We start from the raw sequence: 22,617 nt of genomic DNA, 5'->3' as shown, positions 1-22,617 counted from the left end.
CTGGTTTAATTAACGTTGATTGCTCAATGCCGTTTTCACGACATCGAGCAGTACGTCATTACTTAGAGTATAGCTCAACGATCAAGCTTTCGTTGATTTCAGCAGGTAGATCAATACGATCAGGCGCTTGTTTGAAGGTGCCTTGTAATTTGCTGTGGTCAACATCTAGCCATTCTGGAATACCACGTTGGGTAGCCAGCTCAATTGCGTTTTTAATACGTAATTGCTCGCGAGACTTCTCTTGGATAGCGATGACATCACCATCTTGCAACTGAATTGATGGAATGTTCACACGAACAAACTCATCACGGCCAGCTTTTTTTACCATCACAGTACGATGACTGACTAGCTGACGTGCTTCGGCGCGAGTTGAGCCAAAGCCCATGCGATAAACAACGTTATCTAGACGGCTCTCAAGCATGGCTAACAGGTTTTCACCAGTAGCACCGCGCTTACGAGCAGCTTCTTTATAGTAATTAGCAAACTGACGCTCTAATACACCATAGATACGCTTAACTTTCTGCTTTTCACGCAGCTGTAAAGCATATTCTGAGGTCTTATTACGGCTTACACCGTGCTGACCTGGTGGACGACCAGCTTTTTTCGTTTTTACGTCGTATGGTTTAACGCCAGACTTAAGACCTAAGTCCGTGCCTTCACGACGTGATAATTTGAGTTTTGGTCCAATATAGCGGGCCATTGTTATGTCTCCTATAAGCTTTTGGGATAAAAAGCTTCGTCTTTAATATTAGACGCGGCGCTTTTTCGGCGCACGGCAACCATTGTGTGGGATTGGGGTTACATCAGAGATGCTGTTAACTTTATAACCCAATGCACCTAGTGCTCTTACCGCAGACTCACGACCCGGTCCTGGTCCTTTGACCAAAACGTCGATATTCTTAACACCATATTCTTGAGCCGCTTTACCAGCGACTTCAGCTGCAACCTGAGCTGCAAATGGTGTAGATTTACGTGAACCACGGAAGCCTTGTCCACCTGAAGTGGCCCAAGCCAGTGCATTACCTTGACGATCGGTAATCGTAACAATGGTGTTATTAAAAGACGCATGGATATGGGCAATGCCCTCCGATACTGAACGACGAGTCACTTTCTTGCGACTACGAGTGTCTTTAGCCATCTTTTAGCTTCCTAAGTTAATTATCTTTTGAGAGGGCGTGTCGGACCCTTACGAGTACGAGCGTTGTTCTTAGTATTCTGACCTCTAACTGGTAGGTTACGACGATGACGGATGCCACGGTAACAACCAAGATCAACTAAACGCTTGATATTCATTGACACTTCACGACGAAGATCACCTTCAGTCATGTAATTTGCAACTTGTGCACGGATAGCATCTAACTGTGTATCATCTAACTGACTAACTTTAGTAGTAGGGGCAATGCCAACTGCTTCTAAGATTTTCTGAGCAGTGGTACGACCTACACCAAAGATGTAAGTTAGTGAAATAACAGCATGCTTATTATCCGGAATGTTTACGCCGGCAATACGAGCCATTGATTTCTCTCCATTAAAGAAAAATAAGCGTTATTTATCAATAAGGCTTTATTTTTCAGATTTGTTGCTGTCAATACTAAAGCTTTTATAATTATTATCGCTGCTTTGACTTGGTTACAAGCCTATTCATTGACGGTCTTATAAAAGTTTTTGCATAAACTACGGCAAGTGGCGGATGATATCCCATCCGCCGTCATTTTTCAAGTATTAATTTAAATAGTAACAAAAGTCTAAGACTTTATAATACTAAATATTAACCTTGACGTTGCTTGTGGCGAGGTTCTGCTGTACAGATGATATGTACACGGCCTTTACGGCGCACAACTTTACAGCTACCACAAATCTTTTTAACTGATGCTTGAACTTTCATAGCATGCTCCTTTGAGATATCGTACCGCTCATTTAAGGTTGAGTGGGCGATTGAATTAACGTCTGATCATGATATTGATGGGTCATCAAATGCGCTTGGATTTGCGAAATGAAGTCCATTACCACAACCACCATAATCAGTAAAGACGTACCACCGAGTTGAAACGGTACACCAAACGATGACTGGACGACCATTGGCATTAAACAAATAACCGTCATATACATCGCGCCAATAAAGGTCAGTCGGTTTAATACATGATCTAGGTAACGCTGAGTTTGTTGTCCGGGGCGAATACCTGGGATATACGCACCACTACGTTTAAGGTTTTCAGCTACTTCACGTGGGCTAAATACCAATGCCGTATAGAAGTAACAGAAGAAAATAATCATCGCGCCAAACAGAACCAAATATAGCGGCTGTCCTGGAGACAACACCAATGCCATATTCTGTAGTATCTTTTGTGTAAGGGTAGGATCAGTTGATTGACCGACCCACTGCCCTAAACTTGCTGGAAACAACAACAACGAGCTGGCAAAAATGGCTGGGATAACCCCTGCCATATTAAGCTTCAGCGGCAAATGTGACTGCTGCTGAGCATATATTTTGCGACCTTGTTGCTGCTTCTGTGCATAGTTCACTGGAACACGGCGCTGAGCACGTTCAATATAAACGATACCAGCAGTAACCGCGATGCCTAGTAGCACAAAAATAAACAGTACAATCAAGTTCATTTGTCCTTGATTGACCTGTTCAATAGACTGCGAAATCATACCTGGCGTACCAGCCACAATACTCGCAAAAATGAGCATTGAAATACCATTACCTACGCCGCGCTCTGTAATCTGCTCACCAAGCCACATCAAGAACATAGCGCCCGCTACCAATGAGGTAACGGCTGGAATATAAAAGGTCAGACCAGAAGATAAAGTAAGATTTTGACTGATTAAGCCAGCACACATTCCTAATGACTGTACTAGGGCTAAAGCAAGTGTCCCTTGACGGGTATACTTGTTCAACTTACGTCGTCCCGCTTCACCTTCTTTTTTGAGGGCTTCAAGCGATGGCAATACTGCAGACATCATCTGTACAATAATCGATGCTGAAATATATGGCATAATGCCGAGCGCCATAATGGACATACGCTCTAGTGCACCACCTGAGAACATGTTAAACATACTCAAAATGGTGTTTTCGTTGCGCGAAAACAGATCAGCCAAGTTGACCGGATTGATACCCGGTACTGGAATATGTGACCCTAAACGATAAACAACCAATGCGCCGATTAAGAATAATAAACGCGTCCATAATTCATCATACTTGCGTATGAATGCAAATGGATTGAGCGGTATACCAGTCGATGACATTGATTGTTTTGACACGTTACTACTCCTCGATGCTACCACCAGCAGCTTCGATTGCTAGCTTAGCGCCTTTAGTCACTTTGATACCTTTAAAAGTATAAGCCTTAGTGACTTCGCCTGACAACATAATACGGGCACGCTTCATGTCGTGACGGATTAGGTTAGCAGCTTTAAGTGTTTCAAGGCTAACCACATCGCCATCAATTTTATTCAGTTCAGAAAGACGTACTTCAGCCGTCTTCATTGCCATTTTACTGGTAAAACCAAATTTCGGTAGACGACGATATAAAGGCATTTGACCACCTTCAAATCCTGAGCGTATGCTAGAACCTGAACGAGATTTCTGACCTTTTACACCACGACCACCAGTCTTACCAAGACCTGAACCGATACCACGACCACGACGTTGGGCAGTTTTCTTTGCGCCAACACCTGGTGATAATTCATTTAATCTAAGACCCATTACGCTTCCTCCACTTTTACCATGTAGTTAACGCGATTGACCATACCACGTGTTGAAGGTGTATCTTCTACTTCAACAGTATGATTAATACGGCGTAAACCCAATCCTTTCAAGCTCGCTTTGTGGCTCTTTAGGCGATGGGCACCCGATTTAAATTGAGTGACTTTCATTTTTTTCATCGTAACTCACCTAGTCTAAGTTAACCCAAGATTTCGTCTACAGATTTACCACGTTTTGCTGCCATCTTCTCTGGAGTTGACATATCACGTAAACCGTTAAACGTTGCGCGAACAACGTTAGCAGTATTGGTAGAACCATAACATTTAGTCAAAACATCTTTGACACCAGCAACTTCTAATACAGCACGCATTGCGCCACCAGCGATTACGCCAGTACCTTCAGATGCAGGCTGCATATAAACTTTACTAGCACCATGACGTGCTTTGATCGGATGATACAAAGTTGCATCATTAAGCTCAACAGTAATCATATTACGTTTGGCAGCTTCTAGTGCTTTTTGGATAGCAGCTGGCACTTCACGTGCTTTACCGCGACCAAAACCAACACGACCATTGCCATCGCCCACTACAGTCAATGCAGTGAAAGAGAAAATACGACCACCTTTAACAACTTTTGCAACGCGATCAACGGTAACTAAGCGTTCTACTAGACCGTCAGTCTGTTCATTTTTATCATTTTTATCATTTCTAGCCATGATTAAAACTCCAATCCGTTTTCGCGAGCTGCTTCTGCTAAAGCTTTAACTCGACCATGATATTTAAAACCACTACGGTCAAAGGCAACTTTAGTGATACCAGCTGCTTTTGCGCGTTCTGCGATCATTTGGCCCACAGACGTTGCTGCATCAGCATTGCCAGTCGCGCCTGAGCGCAAGCTGCCGTCTAAGGTAGATGCCTGAGCAATCACTTCACCACCGGTAGGAGAGATAATCTGGGCATAAATATGTTTTGGCGTGCGAGTAACCGTTAAGCGATGAACGCCTAAGAAACGGATATGCGCGCGGGTTTTCTTAGCTCGACGCAGACGAGCTGCTTTTTTATCAAACATTTCAACTCACCTTATTTTTTCTTGGCTTCTTTGCGAATCACATGCTCGTCACTATAACGAATACCTTTACCTTTATAAGGCTCAGGTGGGCGGAAACCGCGGATATTAGCCGCCGCTTGACCAAGCTGCTGTTTATTGTTTGATTTCAAAACAATTTCAGTTTGCGTTGGGGTTTCAGCTGACACACCTTCAGGCAACGTATATTCTACTGGATGAGAGTAACCAACGTTCAAAGTTACCTTGTTACCAGCAACTTGTGCGCGATAACCAACACCAATTAACTGAAGACGCTTTTCAAAGCCTTCATTCACGCCTTTAACATAGTTGTTAACAAGAGCGCGCATGGTGCCAGTGTGCATCATAGCTTCTTTTGAATCGACTGTAGGTGAGAAAATGATCGCATCATCTTCCTGTTTCAGCTCGACCAATTCATGCAGGCGTAAAGACAAAATGCCGTTCTTGCCTTTCACTTCGACCTGCCGATCGTTCAAAGTAACACTTACGCCGTTTGGCAGTGTCACTGGGGCTTTAGCCACACGAGACATAGGAATATTCCTTAAAAAATTAACTTCTTTATATTAGCGAAAAAACTAACAGGCTAAAAAGCGTGTTAGTTTAGCATAGTTGACTGCGTTAGACACCTATCAATTTGAAATAATTCATTATTACTCAATCAATAGAAGTCTAACAACCATCAAATAGACTTTATCGTCGTGTAGCTTACGCTACAAATGCGACGATTTCACCACCGATACCAGCAGCGCGTGCAGCACGATCACTCATGATGCCTTGGCTAGTTGATACGATAGCAACACCCATACCTTGCTTAACAGTAGGGATAGCGTCTTTACCGCGGAACTGGCGTAAACCAGGACGGCTAAAACGTTGAATCGTTTCGATGACAGCGCGTCCTTCGAAGTATTTCAATTCGATAGATAGGGTTGCTTTATTGTTTGCTTCTTCAGTAACAACAGCGCTCGCCACATAACCTTCGCTAACTAGCAAATCAGCAATTGATTTACGTAATTTAGAGCTCGGCATTGCTACCGATACTTTGTTAGCCATTTGTGCGTTACGAATACGGGTTAGCATATCCCCAACGGTATCTTGCATACTCATATAGTTACCCCTTACCAGCTTGCTTTACGAACACCAGGCACATCGCCTTGCATGACACGCTCACGCAGCATATTGCGTGATAAGCCAAACTTGCGGAAGTAACCGTGAGGACGACCGGTGATAGCACAACGATTGCGCAGACGTACTGGCGATGAATTGCGTGGAAGAGCTTGTAGCTCTAGCATCGCTTCCATACGAGTTTCGTCACTTGCAGTCATATCACTGATAGTTTCTTTTAGCTTGATACGCTGATCAGCGTACTTAGCAACCATTTTTTCGCGCTTTAATTCGCGGTTAATCATGCTCTTCTTTGCCATAACGTCTTTACCTTATTTAAATGGGAAGCCGAATGCTTTAAGCAACGCGCGACCTTCTTCATCAGATTGAGCTGACGTGGTGATTGTCACATCCATACCGCGGATACGATCAATCTTGTCAAAATCTACTTCTGGGAATACGATCTGTTCTTTGATACCCAATGAGTAGTTACCACGTCCGTCAAAGGCTTTAGGTGAAAAACCGCGGAAATCACGAATACGAGGAATTGCAATGGCAATGAGACGATCTAAAAATTCGTACATTTGCTCACCGCGTAGCGTTACTTTGCAGCCAATTGGCCATTCTTCACGAATTTTAAAGCCAGCAACTGATTTACGCGCTTTGGTGACGACAGGTTTTTGACCAGCGATAGCGGTCATGTCAGCTACTGCACCTTCAAGCAATTTCTTGTCTTGAGACGCGCCGCCTACACCCATGTTAAGTGTGATTTTAGTGATTTTAGGCACTTGCATCACATTAGCCAAACCAAGCTCTTCTTTGATTTGCTGCTTTAATTCTTCGTTATATAAAGATTTTAATCTTGCCATTACCATTACACCCTTAGTGTCTTACGCAGTCGCCACTACTTCACCGTTCGAACGATAGACGCGTTGTTTCTTGCCGTCTTCGCCGAACTGATAAGTAATACGATCAGCTTTTTGGGTTTGCGCATTTAATATTGCGACATTTGAGATATGTAGAAAAGCTTCTTTCTTAAGAATGCCACCTTCAACACCAGTTGCCTGATTTGGCTTCTGATGTTTAGTGACAATATTAATGCCTTCAACTTTAATACGATCATTTTTTACAGCTTGTACAGTACCTTGCTTGCCTTTGTCTTTCCCAGCAATCACGATAACTGTATCGCCTTTACGTAATTTTGACATGGATTACCTCACAATACTTCTGGTGCTAGTGATACAATTTTCATAAACTGATCACCACGTAGTTCACGAGTTACCGGTCCAAAAATACGAGTTGCAATCGGTGCTTTATTTTGGTTCAACAATACCGCAGCATTGTCGTCAAAACGCAGAACAGAACCATCAGGACGACGAACGCCTTTTTTGGTACGTACAACTACAGCATTCATCACGTCGCCTTTTTTAACACGACCGCGAGGAATGGCTTCTTTAACCGTTACTTTAATAATGTCGCCAACTGATGCATAACGACGATGAGAGCCACCCAGTACTTTAATGCACTGAACTCGTCTTGCACCGCTATTATCTGCAACTTCCAGCATCGATTCAACCTGAATCATAGCGTTACTCCACACGTATGAGCAATAAAAACCAGTTGCTGCCGCTAGCACAGTATGAGTAGTCGGCATTTTAATAATAATAACCGCTGCTACTCTTAATGTGAGTGATATACGCTCGGCGCAATCAGCATCCTTAAAAAGGCGGCTATTTTAACAGCTTCTGGCTTTTAATGCAATTTACTTAGATTTTTTCTACTTTTTCAACCACTTCAACCAAAGTCCAAGACTTGGTTTTAGAGATTGGACGCGTTTCTTTGATGCGGACAAGGTCGCCTTGTTGGCAAACATTATTCTCATCATGGGCTTTGATTTTTGTAGAACGACGAAGCTGCTTGCCATACAAAGGATGACGAACCAGACGCTCAATCAAAACTGTGATGGACTTGTCCATCTTGTCACTGACAACTCGTCCTGTCAATACGCTAGCATTAGCTGTTTGATTGTTATCGCTCATGAGTCGCCTCGTTGTTTCTCGTTAATCAAAGTCTGAAGCTGAGCAATCGCACGACGATTAACACGTACTTCATGGGTATTACCCAACTGACCAGTTGCTTTAGCCATACGAATACGGAAAGCATCAAGTTGCTTTTCATCAAGTAACTGAGTCAGTTCTTCTAATGATTTATCACGTAATTCACTGATCTTCATTACATTATCGTCCGCTTAACAATGGTAGTTTTAAAGGGCAGTTTTGCTGCAGCAAGCGTAAACGCTTCGCGAGCAAGTTCTTCTGAAACCCCTTCGAGTTCATATAGCACTTTACCAGGTTTGATTTCGCATACCCAATATTCTACAGGACCTTTACCTTTACCCATACGTACTTCTAGTGGTTTATTGGTAATTGGTTTGTCTGGGAATACACGAATCCAAATCTTACCACCACGCTTAATTTTACGAGTGATGGTACGACGTGCTGCTTCAATTTGACGGGCAGTCATACGACCACGAGTCAACGATTTTAGACCAATTTGTCCGAATGCAACGGTGCTTCCACGATGAGCTAGCCCAGTGTTACGACCTTTGTGCATTTTACGAAACTTGGTACGTTTTGGCTGTAACATAGTTTAACCTCTGTCTGTGTTTCGACGGTTTCCGTTTCCACGACCACGGCGTTTTGGCGCACGAGTCTGCTCTTCTTTAACGGGATTGTATACACTGTTCATACCGTCAAGGATTTCGCCACGGAAGATCCAAACTTTTACACCGATGGTGCCGTAAGTAGTTTCCGCACGTACTGACGAATAGTCGATATCAGCGCGTAGTGTATGCAATGGCACACGACCTTCACGGTACCATTCAGTACGAGCAATCTCAGCACCGCCAAGACGGCCAGACAGCTCAACTTTAATACCTTTAGCACCAGAACGCATGCTGTTCTGTACGGCGCGCTTCATAGCACGGCGGAACATAACACGACGCTCAAGCTGACTTGCGATACCTTCCGCTACTAAATGAGCATCAAGATCAGGCGAGGTGATTTCTTCAATGTTGACCTGAGCAGGTACGCCCATAATTTTGGTCAATTCTTTTTGAAGTCTTTCAATGTCTTCGCCTTTCTTACCGATAACGATACCAGGACGCGCAGTGGCGATGGTAATCTTAGCAGCACCGGTAGGACGCTCAATCATGATTTTGCTAATCATAGCACTATCAAGCTTTTTGCGCAGATATTCACGAACTTGAATGTCGTTGATTAGGTATTCTGAGTATTGTTTAGGGTTAGCATACCAGTTTGCATTATGCTTCTTTACAACACCAAGACGAATTCCGATTGGATGTACTTTTTGACCCATAACTTATTCTCCTACCTTTATAGTGATGTGACAGGTACGCTTACTGATACGATCAGCGCGACCTTTAGCACGTGGTAGGATACGTTTTAGCGTAATGCCTTCATCAACGTAGATGGTTGATACTTTAAGGGTATCAATATCTAGACCGTTGTTATGTTCGGCATTGGCGATGGCTGAGTTAAGACATTTCTTAACAAATACAGCGCCTTTTTTATTACTATACGTTAGGATATCCAAAGCACGCTCGATAGATTTGCCACGAACTTCATCGGCAACGAGTCTAACTTTTTGTGCCGATATGGCGGCACCGCGTAATTTTGCAGTTACTTCCATGGTAAGCACCTTATCTCTTAGCTTTTTTGTCAATGCCATGACCACGATACGTACGAGTCGGGGCAAATTCACCTAGTTTATGACCAACCATCTGTTCACTCACGATAACCGGTACATGAGTACGGCCATTGTGAACAGACAAGGTTAAGCCAACCATTTGTGGTAGGATCATCGAGCGGCGCGACCAAGTCTTAATTGGCTTGCGTGAGTTGGTGTCTAATGCATTCTCAACTTTGGCAAACAAATGCGCGTCTATGAATGGACCTTTTTTCAATGAACGAGGCATGAAATTCTTCCTTTATTTCTTCTTGGCGCGACGGCGGATGATCATATTGTCAGTACGCTTATTACTACGCGTTTTAAGTCCTTTAGACTTCTGACCCCAAGGGCTGGTTGGATGGCGACCTTTATTACGACCTTCACCACCACCATGTGGGTGATCAACCGGGTTCATAGCAACACCACGAACAGAAGGACGAACACCACGCCAACGTGAAGCACCGGCTTTACCAAGTGATTTCAAGTTGTTTTCAGTGTTAGAAACTTCACCAATAACGGCACGGCAGTTCACGTGTACACGGCGAGTTTCGCCAGAGCGCATACGTAGAATAGCATAAATACCTTCACGACCTAACAACTGAACGCTAGCACCCGCAGAACGAGCCATCTGTGCGCCTTTACCGATTTTAAGTTCGATATTATGGATCACAGTACCCAATGGGATGTTTTTCAGCGGTAAACAGTTACCTGGACGAATTGGTGATAGCTCACCTGACATTACTGTATCGCCAACTGCTTGTTTTTTAGCAGCAATGATATAGCGACGTTCGCCATCAGCGTACTTAAGTAAAGCAATGTGTGCAGTACGGTTAGGATCGTATTCAATACGCTCTACCGTTGCTGGGATATTGTCTTTCGTACGTTTGAAATCGATAATACGATAATGCTGCTTATGACCACCGCCAATATGACGAGTCGTTATGCGACCATTATTGTTACGACCACCAGTTTTACTTTTTGATTCGAGAAGCGCTGCAAACGGACGACCTTTATAAAGGTGTGGATGCACCACTTTTTCAACAAAACGACGGCCTGGTGATGTTGGCTTTGCTTTTACGATAGGCATGAGTGTAATCCTTATTCGTTGTTCGCTGTTTCACTAGTAGAAGCAGTCGTATTCGCGACCTCTTCACCAGCATCAGCCATTTGTACATCTTGACCAGCTTTTAAGGTAACGTAGGCTTTTTTGTAGTCATTACGACGGCCGATACTTTTACCAAAACGCTTTGTCTTACCTTTAACATTCAAAGTGTTTACTTTTAAAACTTCAACACCTTCAAACATCATCTCAACCGCTTTTTTGACTTCAAGCTTAGTAGCGTTAGAGTCAATTTTAAATACCTGCACACCAAGTGAGTCGCCAAGCATTTGAGATTTCTCTGAGAATACAGGTCCTCTTAGGATCTGATAAAGTCTTGCGTTATTCATGCTAGTGCTTCCTCAAATTGTTTCGCAGCTTCGACTGTCATGATCACTTTATCAAAAGCGATCAAGCTCACTGGATCCACTTCACTTGTATCAAGTACATTGACATGTGGGATGTTGCGAGCAGCTAAGTATAAGTTTTCGTCAACTTCTTTAGTGACGATTAATGCACGTGATGCATTTAACTCACCTAACTTTGCAATCAACTCTTTAGTCTTAGGTCCAGAAACGCTTAGCTCTTCGACCAAAATCAAACGCTCTTGGCGAATCAATTCGGCTAAGATACACTGCATAGCACCGCGATACATTTTACGGTTAACTTTCTGTGACCAATCTTGTGGTTTAGCCGCGAATGCACGACCGCCCCCACGCCAGATTGGGCTACGAATAGAACCTGCACGAGCGCGACCAGTACCTTTTTGGCGCCATGGCTTAATGCCACCACCAGAAACTTCGGCACGGGTTTTTTGAGCGCGTGTACCTTGACGAGCACCAGCAAGATATGCGGTGACGACTTGATGCACTAGTGCTTCGTTGAATTCACGACCGAAAGCCGTATCAGAAAGCTCAACTGCCGCCCCTGTAACTGTTTTTAAATCCACGTTAATCCCCTTGCTTAGGCTTTGACTGACGGACGTACGATGACATCGCCACCGGTGGCACCTGGGATAGCACCCTTGATGACAAGTAACCCTTTTTCAACATCAACCGATATCACTTCTAGGCCCTGAACGGTAACGCGTTTGTTACCCATCTGACCTGGCATTTTTTTGCCTTTGAAGACTTTACCTGGTGACTGGTTTTGACCAGTTGAACCAATGGCACGGTGAGATACTGAGTTACCATGAGTGGCATCTTGCATGCTGAAGTTGTGACGCTTCACGCCGCCTTGAAAGCCTTTACCTTTACTGTTACCTGTGACATCAACCATCTGACCTTGTTCGAACAAGTCAGCTAGGATCTCACCACCAATTTCACGACCTTCAAGATCGCTATCATTGGCACGAAATTCCCAAACACCACGACCAGCGGCAACGCCAGCTTTAGCGAAGTGACCTTTTTGAGCTGCTGCTACGCGGCTGTCACGACGGGTACCTGTGGTAACTTGGATGGCTTGATAGCCATCTACATCAGTATTTTTTACTTGAGTAATGCGATTAGCACTGATCTCAACCACTGTTACAGGGATAGATGCGCCTGCTTCAGTGAAGACACGGGTCATGCCGCATTTTTTACCGACTAAACCGATCGCCATTTTAGACCTCTTTATATCTTATATTAATGGGTTGGGTGTTTATGTGCATTAACCCAAAGCAATTTGAACGTCAACACCCGCCGCCAAGTCAAGCTTCATTAGCGCATCCACAGTTTTGTCGGTAGGTTGAACGATGTCAACCATACGCTTATGAGTACGGATTTCGTACTGATCACGAGCGTCTTTGTTTACGTGTGGTGAAGTTAGAACGTTGAAGCGCTCAATGCGAGTCGGCAACGGTACAGGACCACAAACTTGCGCACCGGTGCGCTTTGCAGTATCAACAATCTCTTGTGCAGATTGATCAATCAGACGATGATCAAAAGACTTAAGACGGATACGGATTCTCTGGTTAGCCATGCCAGCAAGCTCCTAATATGTGCTTTTGTCATTTTTGCTTTGCAAAGATATGATCAAAAGCCGTTTGGTTAAATATTCACTTCAAGCGGCCTTCTGTTCTTAACCAGAATGAGTTCTTTATCCGAACTTGTAGCGTGCCAAAAGCAAAATAGTTTAAAGCCCCGCCGACCCTTCCATTATAGGATGTCAGCAAAGGCATAATGAAATAGTGCTAGAAACGATGCTCTAGCTGTCATAGCGCCCGCTGTTTGATTGGCGGCGCATATATAATTCAGTGGTGTATATTATACATAGTATTTCAGTCATTGCAAGGATAATATCTGTAGCGAATTAGGATATTACCCTTTATAAACAGTAATATGTAAACAACAGTATCTGTGCTTAATAATCACGCTTATATGAATCAATAACTATACACTGTTAATCTAAAGCTATGAAACATCAATCCAAAACAATGTCGTATTGCTCTTGAGTATAGAGATTTTCGACATCAAAGGTAATCACTCTACCAAGTAAATACTCTAAATCTGCCACCGTGTCTGACTCTGAAGTGAGAAGTAAATCAATGACTGCGGCATGGGCAACGACCGTAAATTTCTTGGGAGAGTTATAAGTACGAGCACAACGCATGATTTCACGGAATATCTCAAAGCACACTGTCTCAGCCGTTTTGACAAAGCCGCGTCCTTGACAGGTCGAGCACGGCTCACATAGCTGCTGTCCAAGCGACTCACGCGTACGTTTACGCGTCATCTCTACCAACCCAAGCTCACTGACCTGAGTAATCTTAGTTTTGGCATAGTCTTGTACTAGCTGTGATTGCAGGCTCTCTAACACATCATCTTTATGCTGCTGTTCAAGCATGTCAATAAAGTCTAGGATGATAATACCGCCTAGATTACGCAAACGCAGCTGACGGGCGATTGCATGAGTTGCCTCAAGATTGGTTTTATAAACCGTATCTTCTAACGAACGCCCGCCTACGAATGATCCCGTATTGACATCGATCGTGGTCATCGCTTCTGTTTGGTCGATAATCAGATAGCCACCTGATTTTAAATCTACGCGGCGTTTTAAAGCATCACGCAAATCATCTTCGACACGATGGACATCAAACAAAGATGGCTCAGCGCTATAATGTACAATGCGGTCATAGACAAAAGGCACAAACTCTTTGGCAAAGGATCTGACTTGTTCATAAATTTGTGCATTATCAATGATGACTTTCTCGGTATCCGCGTGTACCAAATCACGGATAGATCGCAGCGGTAATGATAGCTCTTGATAAATAAGCTCAGAACTTTGATGTTGTTTCATCTCTTGGCGACGCGCGCAGATGGTACGCCACAGCTGCAGTAAATAATAAATGTCTTCTTCAAGCTTATCGACAGGGACACGTTCAGCAGCGGTACGAGCGATGAGACCGCCTTTTAGATTGACCGTTTGCATCAGGCTACTAAGCTCAGTCTTCAGACGAGTGCGCTCTTCTTCGCCATCAATGCGCTGAGAGATACCAATGTGTTCGCTTGAGGGCAGATACACCAAATAGCGAGATGGCAAGGATATATTGGTGGTCAAGCGAGCGCCTTTACTGCCCAACTGATCTTTGGTCACTTGCACTAAAATACGTTGGCTTTCATGCAAGCGATGTTGAATCAACGTTTTAGAAACAGGGATGATTTCGGTATTTTGTATACTAATCACTGGTGGCGTGACAGCCAAGTTATCAGTACTATTTTCTACCACAGCATCTTCTATATTGCTATCCGAGTTTTTATCGCTATTGTCAGCCGCTTTACTTTTATTTTCTGCTACTGGACGCGGCTCACGCTGCATATCATTGACGTGTAAAAATGCTGTCCGCGACTGCCCGATATCAACGAATGCTGCCTGCATACCAGGTAAAACGCGTACGACTGTACCCAGATAGATATTGCCGACCAGACCCAATTTATGATGACGTTCAATATAAATTTCGCCCAAGATGCCATTGTCTAAGACTGCGACACGGGATTCCATTGGACTAATATTAATCAGCAGCTCTTCGGACATAATGTTTTTCTCTTATCTCTCAGCTTTCTTGTTAGACGTTCATCGTCTATTATCTTTATAGTGTAACAAATGCAGCTGGCTCTCGCCCATTACTCTCGCGTGTTATTATGTGCAGCAGGTTAGAGTGACAACCAATCTCTGAGAGACCAATAATCTCCATCAGGTTCTGTCTCGTATTTTACTTGACACTAATATCTGTGACGTTTTTAATTAACGCCAGCGTTTGTGGAAGCGGTAAACCCACGACATTGGTATAGCTCCCATTGATACGGCTGACCCAAATAGCACCCAAACCTTGTATACCATAACCACCCGCTTTATCAGCAGGCTCGCCACTTTCCCAATAGTTACTCATCATCTCTGCAGTGAGCGCTATAAAGGTCACTTCGGTACGCTCAGTGATTCGTTGCTGATTAATGATTTGAAATACTGGCTCATGAGTTGGGCTGTTAGCCGCTTTAGAAGATAATGATATATGAGTTGCTTGAACTGCTGTCCATACTTCATGGACACTATTAGACATCTGTTGCCACATACTATAAGCGTGCTCACGATCGACTGGCTTGACCAGCACTGTTTGACCATCTGCCAGCACGCCGATGGTATCAGACGTTAGAATGATAAATGAGTCAGAAAAACAGCTTTTATCCGTTTTCAAGCGTGATGCTAGTTGCTGTATGGCAGCCTCAGCTTTAGTGGCGACCATGCGCTCGATATAGTCTGTGGGTGACTCATCATCATGCTTTGTTTCATCGACATCTACACTCAATGTGCTAAATTCTAGTTGTGCTCTTTCTAACAGCTCACGACGGCGCGGCGAACCAGAAGCTAAAATAATATCCATCGCTACTCTCTTTATATCTGAATTTATCTGCCTACTACCGAAAACTGCTGCCTGTTAGTGCATTAACATTAGGTAGTCATGATTAATAAACGCCAGCGCTATAATTTTATTGGTTATCAGCAGAATTTTTCTTATGACGCAAATTTACGCAAAGCCAGTAGTACCAATGGCCAGCTGATGATACTCATCAACAGTGATAAGGCAGATTGTGCGACAAAGACATTCTGGATAAACATCTGCAATATCCATAAACATGATTGAAAAACAACCAATCCTAAGCTCGCTAATAACCATGCACTGATGGTATTTAGTTGCCTAATATAAATACTGGTTATTTTTATGAAGAAGGCGACTGCCACGGCGGCAAAGGCTTGCTGTCCCAAATGGGTATCCATGAGTAAGTCAGCAATGAGGCCGATGGTAAATGCTGTAAAAATACCAACATAGCGTGGCTGAAATAATAACCAAAAAATCAGCACCATGATCATGACCATAGGGCGTAAGGTAGCCATACTAGGACTTAACGGATAGACATTAAGCGATGACGCAATAACAAAACTTAGAATGATGGTAGCAATCAGTAGTACCGTTGCATTCTCAGAATCAGGATACGACATGGGTACTTACCTTAACGAATGTATTGATGGCTGCTGTTAAAGCATGAGTGAGCATTGATGGGGTAAAAACCCTGGCTAAAAATGTATCGACAAACAGACCAGTTAATAAATAGATGCCAGCCATTATCTGATTGGTGCTTACGTATTGAGCGCCTAACTTCTTAGCGCTCATTAAGGGTAATATTATTTTTATTCACCAGCTTATCTTGCAGGACTAATACATATGCATTATCGATAAAGTTCGCCGCTGGGGTCACTTCTATACTTCTAAAGTTATCGGCTTGAGTATCTTTAATATGGGCGATACGCCCGACACGATACCCTGCTGGAATACGCCCACCCAATCCTGATGACACCAGCTCATCACCCACACGCACGTCTGAGGTTTTGAACACATAATCAAGGCTTAATGAGGTTGGTATACCTTGCCCTGTCACGATAGCGCGTTGACCTGTGCGCTTGACTGTAACTGCAACCGATTGCTGTTCATCAGTAATCAATAGTAGGCGACTGGTATTGGGATAGACATTAATAATCTGCCCTAAAATACCGTCTTCATCAATCACTGTCTGTCCAACTTGAACCCCGTCTTGAACGCCTTTATTGAGCACCACGATTTGTCTGAGTAAGTTGGTGTCTGTACCGATTACCTGTGCCAAATTAAGATCAAATTGTTCAGGCTTGGTCGTTGATAAAATACCTTGCAGCCGCGCATTTTGTGCCAAAATATAATCCTGCTGCTGCAACTTGGCTTGCGCATGGATAAGCTGAGACTTCAATTGCATATTTTCGCGGCGCAGCGCTTCTTTAGATTGTAAGCTGCCACCTGCCCAATGCTTGGCATAACTCGGTAACAGTGATAGCTCATAAATAGGCTGCATCGCGGCATGACTGGTACTACGTACTGGATTAAACCATTCTGAATTTTTGCTATCGAACCACATCAGTATTAGAGCTGCTATTAATACAATGGCAGTCTTACGAAGTGCTAACGGCTGGCGCGCAAAAATACTTGGGGTCATAAGTCGTCTAACTCAGGAGTTATAAAATAAGCAGTAGCCAGTACTGGGTTCTAGTTGATTAATGCAATTAAAGGCAGCGCAACTGGCTACCTTTAATTTTATACTGTTTTAACCCACTATTTTTACGCAAGCTCTCATCAAGCACGACGAAGATGATTTATCAATACCGCAGTGCTTAACTAAAGCAATCTAAACAAAAATCATGTTCAAGCTTTTGTTATTGATAAAATCAAGTGCAATACCACCGCCGCGGCTAACGCAAGTCAATGGATCTTCAGCAACGGTCACAGGTAGACCTGTCTCTCTTGAAATCAATTTGTCCAAATCACGTAACAGCGCACCGCCGCCCGTCAAAACAATACCACGCTCTGCGATGTCTGATGACAGCTCAGGTGGCGTCTGCTCAAGTGCCGCTTTCACCGCGCTAACGATACCGCTCAGCGGATCACTCAGGGCTTTTTGTACTTCTTCTGAGTTGACAGTAAAGGTTTTTGGCACGCCTTCTGCCATGCTACGACCGCGAACTTCGACTTCTAACTGACTGTCTTCATTCAAAGCAGAGCCAACTTCATGCTTGATACGCTCAGCTGTCGTCTCACCAATCACGCAACCATGGGTACGGCGTACGTGGGTGATAATCGCGTCATCAAACATATCGCCACCGATACGAATCGACTCAGCATAAACGCAACCAGATAACGCGATAACGGCTATCTCCGTCGTGCCGCCACCAATATCAACCACCATCGAACCGCTGGCTTCATGAACTGGCAAGCCAGCACCGATGGCAGCTGCCATTGGTTCTTCTAATAGCAGCACTTTACTTGCGCCCGCTGATGAGACCGCTTCACGAATCGCTTTACGCTCAACCAGAGTAGACTTACAAGGCACACAAACCACCACGTTAGGCTGCGCCATAAAACGCTTGGCTTTTACCTTCATAATGAAATGCTTGAGCATTTTTTGCGTCACTTCAAAGTCAGCAATCACGCCGTCTTTTAATGGGCGAATCGCTGTAATGTTGGCAGGTGTACGACCAAGCATCTGCTTGGCATCAATACCAACAGCCGCAACGGTAGGGTTTTGGGTACGATTACTTCGTAACGCAACCACCGTAGGCTCGTCAAGTACGACGCCTTTATTAGGAATAAAAATGAGAGTGTTCGCAGTACCGAGGTCGATAGCGATATTATTTGATAAAAATCCAAACAGGTTCATGACTAATATTTCCAGCGTATTACAAATGAGGCGAATGAGATTGACTGAGATTGACTGAGGCGTTACTCGTCAGCGTTGAGCAGGTCGTCGTTAGACATTACTTATGGCGAAATTTGAACCTCGCAACAAGTCAAACCTAAGCAATAATGATGCAATGGAAAAACTGAGCTAAATTATACCGATTTGGCTCAAAAAAAACACAGATATTTGCATCAGTAAGTCAGGATTTCGGTCTTAAACGCTAAAAGTTGTTACAAAGTTTAAAATAGCAGTAAATACCATTCGACTTAATGAAACATCATTTAATTCAATAACTAACAAGGCTCTACAGGCAAATGATAATTTTGCTTAGCAGCACAGGTGCATACTGTAACGTATTTCAGAACGTAATGGGTAAGCAATTGAGAATCAATCGTGAATTATATGGTCAATTTTGCAAATCACGCCATCTTGGTTGATATTGTGCATCAATCAAGCGTCATGCTCTGTAAACTTAAGCCAGATGCTTTATAATAAAGCCACTATATATACATCTTAAGATAAACCCCTTGTTTTAGTTTGTGTTAATAATTATCTATATCTAATGCTTGTCTATTTTAGCCGCATTCTACTCTAACAAAAACTGTCCTTCACTGGAGAAACTATGTCACAGCAACCAGCAACGTCTGACAGCAACGTCAGCCGTGAAGAAATCCTAGAAGTTGCCAACCTTGCACGTTTGGGTGTCGATGAAAGCACAGCCGATAGCTATGCCGACGATATTAGTAAAGTATTAAAACTGATGAATACGCTATCTAACGTGGATACCACAGGCATCAAACCCTTAGCAAACATTCATGAAGCTTGCCAAGAATTGCGGGCTGATGTGGCCAAACACGATATCAACCGCGCGCGCAATCAGTCAGTCGCCCCAGCTGTTGAAGATGGCTTATATTTGGTTCCACAAGTGATTGAATAAGCAGCGCGCTGCTTTAATCGCTACTCTATTTTACTTTATGCTATTCACATTTTGACGGACGACACCTTATGTCAGAACTTCATTTATTAAGTACCCAGCAGCTTATTACGGGCTTGCAAGACAAACAATTTAGCAGCGCGGAATTAACCGAACACTATATCAAGCGCATCAATGCGTTAGATGGCAAGATTAACAGCTTTATCACTCATACTTCTGAGACAGCACGCGCGCAAGCAAAGGCAGCTGACGAGATGCGCGCACAGGGCGATCAGCGTCCATTACTTGGCGTACCAATGGCGCACAAAGACATCTTTTGTACCCAAGGTGTACTGACGACTTGTGGCTCTAAGATGCTGCATAACTTTGTCTCGCCTTATGACGCTACCATCGTTTCTAATATTGACAAAGCAGGCATGATTAGTTTAGGTAAGCTCAATATGGATGAGTTTGCGATGGGCTCAGACAACAGCAGCTCTTACTATGGCACTGTGCAGAACCCTTGGAACCTAGAGCGCGTCCCTGGTGGTTCATCAGGTGGTAGTGCTGCCGCCGTTGCCGCAGGTTTTGTCCCAGTTGCTACAGGTAGTGATACTGGTGGCTCTATTCGTCAGCCTGCCTCATTCTGCGGCTTAACGGGTATCAAGCCTACCTATGGTCGCGTCTCTCGCTTTGGTATGATTGCCTATGCCTCAAGTCTGGATCAAGCTGGTAGCATGGGACGCAACGCTAAAGATTGTGCCTATCTGCTACAGCCAATGATTGGTCACGATCCACGCGATGCAACGTCCATCAAGTATGATATGCCTGACTACGTACAAGATATCAGCGATGCAGAAGCTGCGGCTGGCGATAAGCCATTTAACGGTCTACGTATTGGTGTTGCCAAAGAATACTTTAGTGCTGGACTAGACGCTGAAGTAGAAACGGCCGTACGTGCTGCTCTGAACAAGTATGAAGAGCTAGGTGCGACGATTGTAGAGGTGAATATCACTGACCCTGAGATTACCCTTGCCACTTACTACATGCTAGCCCCTGCCGAAGCCTCATCAAACCTGTCACGCTTCGATGGCGTACGCTTTGGCTATCGCTGTGAGAATCCAACCGATCTGCTAGATCTATACACGCGTTCACGCTCTGAAGGCTTTGGTCCTGAAGTACAGCGCCGTATCTTGACCGGCACTTATGCACTTTCGGCAGGTTACTTTGATGCGTACTATGCCAAAGCCCAAAAAATTCGCCGCTTAATCGTCAAAGACTTCGATGAAGCCTTTGCTAGCTGTGATGTGATTGCTAGCCCAACAGCACCAACCGCTGCTTACAAGCTTACTGACAACCTTGATCCTGCGACCATGTACTTGGGTGACGTTTATACCATCGCTGTCAACTTAGCGGGTCTACCTGCACTCAGTCAGCCAGTTGGTCTAACCTCAGAAGGTTTGCCTATTGGCTTACAATTAATCGGTAAGCATTGGCAAGAGAGCCAATTGCTCACGACTGCTCATTTATTCCAGCAGCATACTGACCATCATCTACAACACTCTGCCATCGCAAAGGAGACGGTATAATGAGTACAGCTACTACTGATAACAATGCCGTGCGCGAGCATGCCGTGCGTAAAGAGCTTTTCGTCGATGGTTATGAAGTGGTCATCGGCATTGAGATTCACTGCCAGCTCAATACAGAAAGTAAAATATTCTCCAGCGCCCCGACTGACTTCGGCCATGAGCCAAACAGCCAAGCTAGCATCGTAGATTTGGGTCTACCGGGCGTATTACCAGTTCTCAATGCTGGCGTGGTCGATCGTGCCTTAAAATTCGGTATCGGTGTCAACGCTGAATTGGGTCTATTCAATACCTTTGACCGTAAAAACTACTTCTACCCTGACTTACCGAAAGGCTATCAAATCACTCAGATGGCAAACCCTATCGTGGGTGAAGGCTATATCGATGTGGTGGTCAATGAAGGGGATAAGAACGAATATCCAAAACGTATGGGTATCACCCGCGCGCATTTAGAAGAAGATGCGGGTAAATCAGTTCACGATGCCGTCGATGGTATGACTGGTGTGGATTTGAACCGTGCTGGTACGCCTTTGATCGAAATTGTCTCTGAACCTGATATGCGCTCTGCTCACGAAGCGCTTGCCTATATCAAAGCCATTCATCAGCTAGTCACATGGTTAGGTATCTCAGACGCGATTATGGCTGAAGGCTCATTCCGCTGTGATTGTAACGTCTCTATCCGTAAGCCTGGTGCTGAGCTTGGTACACGAACTGAGCTGAAAAACTTAAACTCATTCCGCTTTATCGAGCGCGCTATCAATCGTGAAATCGAGCGTCAAATTGATATCTTAGAAGATGGTGGCAAAGTACTGCAGGCGACGATGCTTTATGATCCAGAGCGCGACGAAACTCGTGTAATGCGTACCAAAGAAGATGCCAACGATTATCGTTACTTCCCTGATCCTGACTTGCTACCTGTGCGTATCGAACAGCATACTGTCGATAGCATTCGTGCAGCAATGCCGGAGCTACCCGTTGCTCGTCGTGCCCGTTTTGAAGAAGCGCTTGGTCTATCAGAATATGATGCTCGTATCTTGACTGGCAGCCGTCAAATTGCCGATTATTTCGAAGCTGTGGTCGCAGAGGTTGGGCAAGCAGATGCCAAAATGGCTGGCAACTGGGTGATGGGTGACCTACTCGGTGCGCTAAACAAAGATGATAAAGAAATTACTGACTCCCCTATCAGCGCCAAGCAATTGGCTGGTATGCTAAAACGTATCAAAGATGACACTCTATCTGGCAAACTGGCTAAGAAAGTCTTTAGCGCCCTGTATGAGCGTGAAGGCGGCGATGCTGATGATGCCGCTGACAAAATCATTGAAGAAAAAGGGCTTAAGCAAGAAACCGATACGGGCGCTATTAAAGCCATCGTTGAAGACGTCATTGCAAAAAACCAAGCGATGGTCGAAGAATATCGCGGCGGTAAAGAAAAAGCCTTTAACGGTCTGGTTGGGCAAGTGATGAAAGCCAGTCGTGGTAGTGCCAACCCGCAGCAAGTGAACCAAATCCTAAAAGAGCTACTCGGTTAAGGATAATTGCTGATTGGTTATGCTGACTATGATATGTAAATTAGGGTTATAGATTTTGGCTAAAATAAATAGCTCTTGCAATATGCATAATTTTGCGTAAAATAGTCAGTC

Annotated in this window: 34 protein-coding genes; 3 read left to right on the top strand and 31 right to left on the bottom strand. The window is 44.1% G+C overall.

Translation table 11 applies throughout. From position 1 onward, the window contains the following. Positions 1–58: 58 nt before the first annotated feature. The 31 genes from rpsD to JMW85_RS03565 form a co-directional block, all read right to left on the bottom strand. Positions 59–700 carry a 30S ribosomal protein S4 gene (gene rpsD, locus JMW85_RS03715; RefSeq protein ID WP_010196731.1) on the bottom strand — a complete coding sequence of 214 codons (642 nt, stop codon included), beginning with the start codon at positions 698–700 and terminating at the stop codon, positions 59–61. 48 nt (positions 701–748) lie between these two features. Beyond that, a complete protein-coding gene (gene rpsK / locus JMW85_RS03710) occupies positions 749–1,138 on the bottom strand; it encodes a 30S ribosomal protein S11 (protein WP_045454458.1) in 390 nt (129 codons plus the stop codon). A gap of 20 nt (positions 1,139–1,158) precedes the next feature. Then, a complete protein-coding gene (rpsM, locus tag JMW85_RS03705) occupies positions 1,159–1,515 on the bottom strand; it encodes a 30S ribosomal protein S13 (protein ID WP_021813384.1) in 357 nt (118 codons plus the stop codon). 253 nt (positions 1,516–1,768) lie between these two features. Next, complete coding sequence (gene rpmJ, locus JMW85_RS03700) at positions 1,769–1,885, bottom strand: 50S ribosomal protein L36 (protein WP_010196721.1); 117 nt, start codon at positions 1,883–1,885, stop codon at positions 1,769–1,771. A gap of 32 nt (positions 1,886–1,917) precedes the next feature. Next, positions 1,918–3,249 carry a preprotein translocase subunit SecY gene (gene secY / locus JMW85_RS03695; RefSeq protein WP_173936727.1) on the bottom strand — a complete coding sequence of 444 codons (1,332 nt, stop codon included), beginning with the start codon at positions 3,247–3,249 and terminating at the stop codon, positions 1,918–1,920. 19 nt (positions 3,250–3,268) lie between these two features. Next, complete coding sequence (rplO, locus tag JMW85_RS03690) at positions 3,269–3,709, bottom strand: 50S ribosomal protein L15 (RefSeq protein ID WP_045446637.1); 441 nt, start codon at positions 3,707–3,709, stop codon at positions 3,269–3,271. After that, on the bottom strand, positions 3,709–3,888 hold the full coding sequence (rpmD, locus tag JMW85_RS03685) for a 50S ribosomal protein L30 (RefSeq protein ID WP_010196714.1): 180 nt from the start codon (positions 3,886–3,888) through the stop codon (positions 3,709–3,711). The genes rplO and rpmD overlap by 1 nt, the downstream gene beginning before the upstream one ends. Positions 3,889–3,908: 20 nt before the next feature. Then, a complete protein-coding gene (gene rpsE, locus JMW85_RS03680; RefSeq protein ID WP_010196711.1) occupies positions 3,909–4,424 on the bottom strand; it encodes a 30S ribosomal protein S5 in 516 nt (171 codons plus the stop codon). Between the two features lie 2 nt (positions 4,425–4,426). Then, a complete protein-coding gene (rplR, locus tag JMW85_RS03675) occupies positions 4,427–4,777 on the bottom strand; it encodes a 50S ribosomal protein L18 (RefSeq protein WP_021813381.1) in 351 nt (116 codons plus the stop codon). An 11-nt stretch (positions 4,778–4,788) separates the two neighbouring features. Then, positions 4,789–5,322: a 50S ribosomal protein L6 gene (rplF, locus tag JMW85_RS03670; protein ID WP_045446634.1), complete on the bottom strand. Its 534-nt coding sequence runs from the start codon at positions 5,320–5,322 to the stop codon at positions 4,789–4,791. A 175-nt stretch (positions 5,323–5,497) separates the two neighbouring features. Next, on the bottom strand, positions 5,498–5,896 hold the full coding sequence (rpsH, locus tag JMW85_RS03665) for a 30S ribosomal protein S8 (protein ID WP_045446631.1): 399 nt from the start codon (positions 5,894–5,896) through the stop codon (positions 5,498–5,500). Positions 5,897–5,907: 11 nt separating this feature from the next. After that, the gene (gene rpsN / locus JMW85_RS03660; protein ID WP_201580977.1) at positions 5,908–6,213 is read right to left on the bottom strand and encodes a 30S ribosomal protein S14; all 306 of its coding nucleotides are present in this window, start codon (positions 6,211–6,213) and stop codon (positions 5,908–5,910) included. A gap of 12 nt (positions 6,214–6,225) precedes the next feature. After that, complete coding sequence (gene rplE, locus JMW85_RS03655) at positions 6,226–6,762, bottom strand: 50S ribosomal protein L5 (RefSeq protein ID WP_011512858.1); 537 nt, start codon at positions 6,760–6,762, stop codon at positions 6,226–6,228. 21 nt (positions 6,763–6,783) lie between these two features. Continuing rightward, on the bottom strand, positions 6,784–7,101 hold the full coding sequence (rplX, locus tag JMW85_RS03650; RefSeq protein WP_045446626.1) for a 50S ribosomal protein L24: 318 nt from the start codon (positions 7,099–7,101) through the stop codon (positions 6,784–6,786). An 8-nt stretch (positions 7,102–7,109) separates the two neighbouring features. Next, a complete protein-coding gene (gene rplN / locus JMW85_RS03645; RefSeq protein ID WP_010196702.1) occupies positions 7,110–7,478 on the bottom strand; it encodes a 50S ribosomal protein L14 in 369 nt (122 codons plus the stop codon). Positions 7,479–7,659: 181 nt separating this feature from the next. Beyond that, on the bottom strand, positions 7,660–7,932 hold the full coding sequence (gene rpsQ / locus JMW85_RS03640) for a 30S ribosomal protein S17 (RefSeq protein WP_045446623.1): 273 nt from the start codon (positions 7,930–7,932) through the stop codon (positions 7,660–7,662). Then, positions 7,929–8,126, bottom strand: coding sequence for a 50S ribosomal protein L29 (rpmC, locus tag JMW85_RS03635; protein ID WP_011279794.1), 198 nt, complete (start codon positions 8,124–8,126; stop codon positions 7,929–7,931). Before rpmC ends, rpsQ begins: the two co-directional genes overlap by 4 nt. Then, a complete protein-coding gene (rplP, locus tag JMW85_RS03630; protein ID WP_055125273.1) occupies positions 8,126–8,539 on the bottom strand; it encodes a 50S ribosomal protein L16 in 414 nt (137 codons plus the stop codon). Before rplP ends, rpmC begins: the two co-directional genes overlap by 1 nt. A 3-nt stretch (positions 8,540–8,542) precedes the next feature. After that, on the bottom strand, positions 8,543–9,271 hold the full coding sequence (rpsC, locus tag JMW85_RS03625) for a 30S ribosomal protein S3 (protein WP_045446618.1): 729 nt from the start codon (positions 9,269–9,271) through the stop codon (positions 8,543–8,545). 3 nt (positions 9,272–9,274) lie between these two features. After that, positions 9,275–9,604 carry a 50S ribosomal protein L22 gene (gene rplV, locus JMW85_RS03620; RefSeq protein WP_045446615.1) on the bottom strand — a complete coding sequence of 110 codons (330 nt, stop codon included), beginning with the start codon at positions 9,602–9,604 and terminating at the stop codon, positions 9,275–9,277. Between the two features lie 10 nt (positions 9,605–9,614). Beyond that, complete coding sequence (gene rpsS, locus JMW85_RS03615) at positions 9,615–9,890, bottom strand: 30S ribosomal protein S19 (protein WP_010196682.1); 276 nt, start codon at positions 9,888–9,890, stop codon at positions 9,615–9,617. 12 nt (positions 9,891–9,902) lie between these two features. Beyond that, on the bottom strand, positions 9,903–10,730 hold the full coding sequence (gene rplB, locus JMW85_RS03610) for a 50S ribosomal protein L2 (RefSeq protein ID WP_055125272.1): 828 nt from the start codon (positions 10,728–10,730) through the stop codon (positions 9,903–9,905). Between the two features lie 11 nt (positions 10,731–10,741). Further along, positions 10,742–11,092, bottom strand: a complete 351-nt coding sequence (rplW, locus tag JMW85_RS03605) for a 50S ribosomal protein L23 (protein ID WP_010196677.1) — start codon at positions 11,090–11,092, stop codon at positions 10,742–10,744. Beyond that, positions 11,089–11,691, bottom strand: coding sequence for a 50S ribosomal protein L4 (gene rplD, locus JMW85_RS03600; protein ID WP_045446611.1), 603 nt, complete (start codon positions 11,689–11,691; stop codon positions 11,089–11,091). Before rplD ends, rplW begins: the two co-directional genes overlap by 4 nt. A 14-nt stretch (positions 11,692–11,705) precedes the next feature. Then, a complete protein-coding gene (gene rplC, locus JMW85_RS03595; protein WP_055125271.1) occupies positions 11,706–12,344 on the bottom strand; it encodes a 50S ribosomal protein L3 in 639 nt (212 codons plus the stop codon). Between the two features lie 48 nt (positions 12,345–12,392). Continuing rightward, on the bottom strand, positions 12,393–12,704 hold the full coding sequence (gene rpsJ, locus JMW85_RS03590) for a 30S ribosomal protein S10 (RefSeq protein ID WP_010196670.1): 312 nt from the start codon (positions 12,702–12,704) through the stop codon (positions 12,393–12,395). A 441-nt stretch (positions 12,705–13,145) separates the two neighbouring features. Beyond that, positions 13,146–14,756 carry an Rne/Rng family ribonuclease gene (locus JMW85_RS03585; protein ID WP_201580976.1) on the bottom strand — a complete coding sequence of 537 codons (1,611 nt, stop codon included), beginning with the start codon at positions 14,754–14,756 and terminating at the stop codon, positions 13,146–13,148. A gap of 178 nt (positions 14,757–14,934) precedes the next feature. After that, positions 14,935–15,600 (bottom strand): Maf family protein, encoded by a 666-nt coding sequence (locus JMW85_RS03580; RefSeq protein WP_201580975.1) that lies wholly within the window; start codon positions 15,598–15,600, stop codon positions 14,935–14,937. A 131-nt stretch (positions 15,601–15,731) separates the two neighbouring features. Next, the gene (gene mreD / locus JMW85_RS03575; protein WP_201580974.1) at positions 15,732–16,217 is read right to left on the bottom strand and encodes a rod shape-determining protein MreD; all 486 of its coding nucleotides are present in this window, start codon (positions 16,215–16,217) and stop codon (positions 15,732–15,734) included. 161 nt (positions 16,218–16,378) lie between these two features. Next, positions 16,379–17,239, bottom strand: coding sequence for a rod shape-determining protein MreC (mreC, locus tag JMW85_RS03570; RefSeq protein WP_055125267.1), 861 nt, complete (start codon positions 17,237–17,239; stop codon positions 16,379–16,381). A gap of 189 nt (positions 17,240–17,428) precedes the next feature. Further along, positions 17,429–18,466 carry a rod shape-determining protein gene (locus tag JMW85_RS03565; RefSeq protein ID WP_201540449.1) on the bottom strand — a complete coding sequence of 346 codons (1,038 nt, stop codon included), beginning with the start codon at positions 18,464–18,466 and terminating at the stop codon, positions 17,429–17,431. Positions 18,467–19,100: 634 nt separating this feature from the next. On the opposite strand from JMW85_RS03565, the gene gatC reads away from it, so the two are divergent. The 3 genes from gatC (at position 19,101) to gatB (ending at position 22,506) form a co-directional block, all read left to right on the top strand. Continuing rightward, positions 19,101–19,415, top strand: a complete 315-nt coding sequence (gene gatC, locus JMW85_RS03560; RefSeq protein ID WP_045446594.1) for an Asp-tRNA(Asn)/Glu-tRNA(Gln) amidotransferase subunit GatC — start codon at positions 19,101–19,103, stop codon at positions 19,413–19,415. A gap of 68 nt (positions 19,416–19,483) precedes the next feature. Beyond that, positions 19,484–20,980 carry an Asp-tRNA(Asn)/Glu-tRNA(Gln) amidotransferase subunit GatA gene (gene gatA / locus JMW85_RS03555; protein ID WP_201580973.1) on the top strand — a complete coding sequence of 499 codons (1,497 nt, stop codon included), beginning with the start codon at positions 19,484–19,486 and terminating at the stop codon, positions 20,978–20,980. Further along, the gene (gene gatB, locus JMW85_RS03550) at positions 20,980–22,506 is read left to right on the top strand and encodes an Asp-tRNA(Asn)/Glu-tRNA(Gln) amidotransferase subunit GatB (RefSeq protein ID WP_201580972.1); all 1,527 of its coding nucleotides are present in this window, start codon (positions 20,980–20,982) and stop codon (positions 22,504–22,506) included. The genes gatA and gatB overlap by 1 nt, the downstream gene beginning before the upstream one ends. Positions 22,507–22,617 lie beyond the last annotated feature (111 nt).

The organism is Psychrobacter glacincola (assembly GCF_904846075.1).
Lineage (GTDB): Bacteria > Pseudomonadota > Gammaproteobacteria > Pseudomonadales > Moraxellaceae > Psychrobacter > Psychrobacter glacincola_C.
This window is presented reverse-complemented; position numbering and strand designations above follow the sequence as displayed.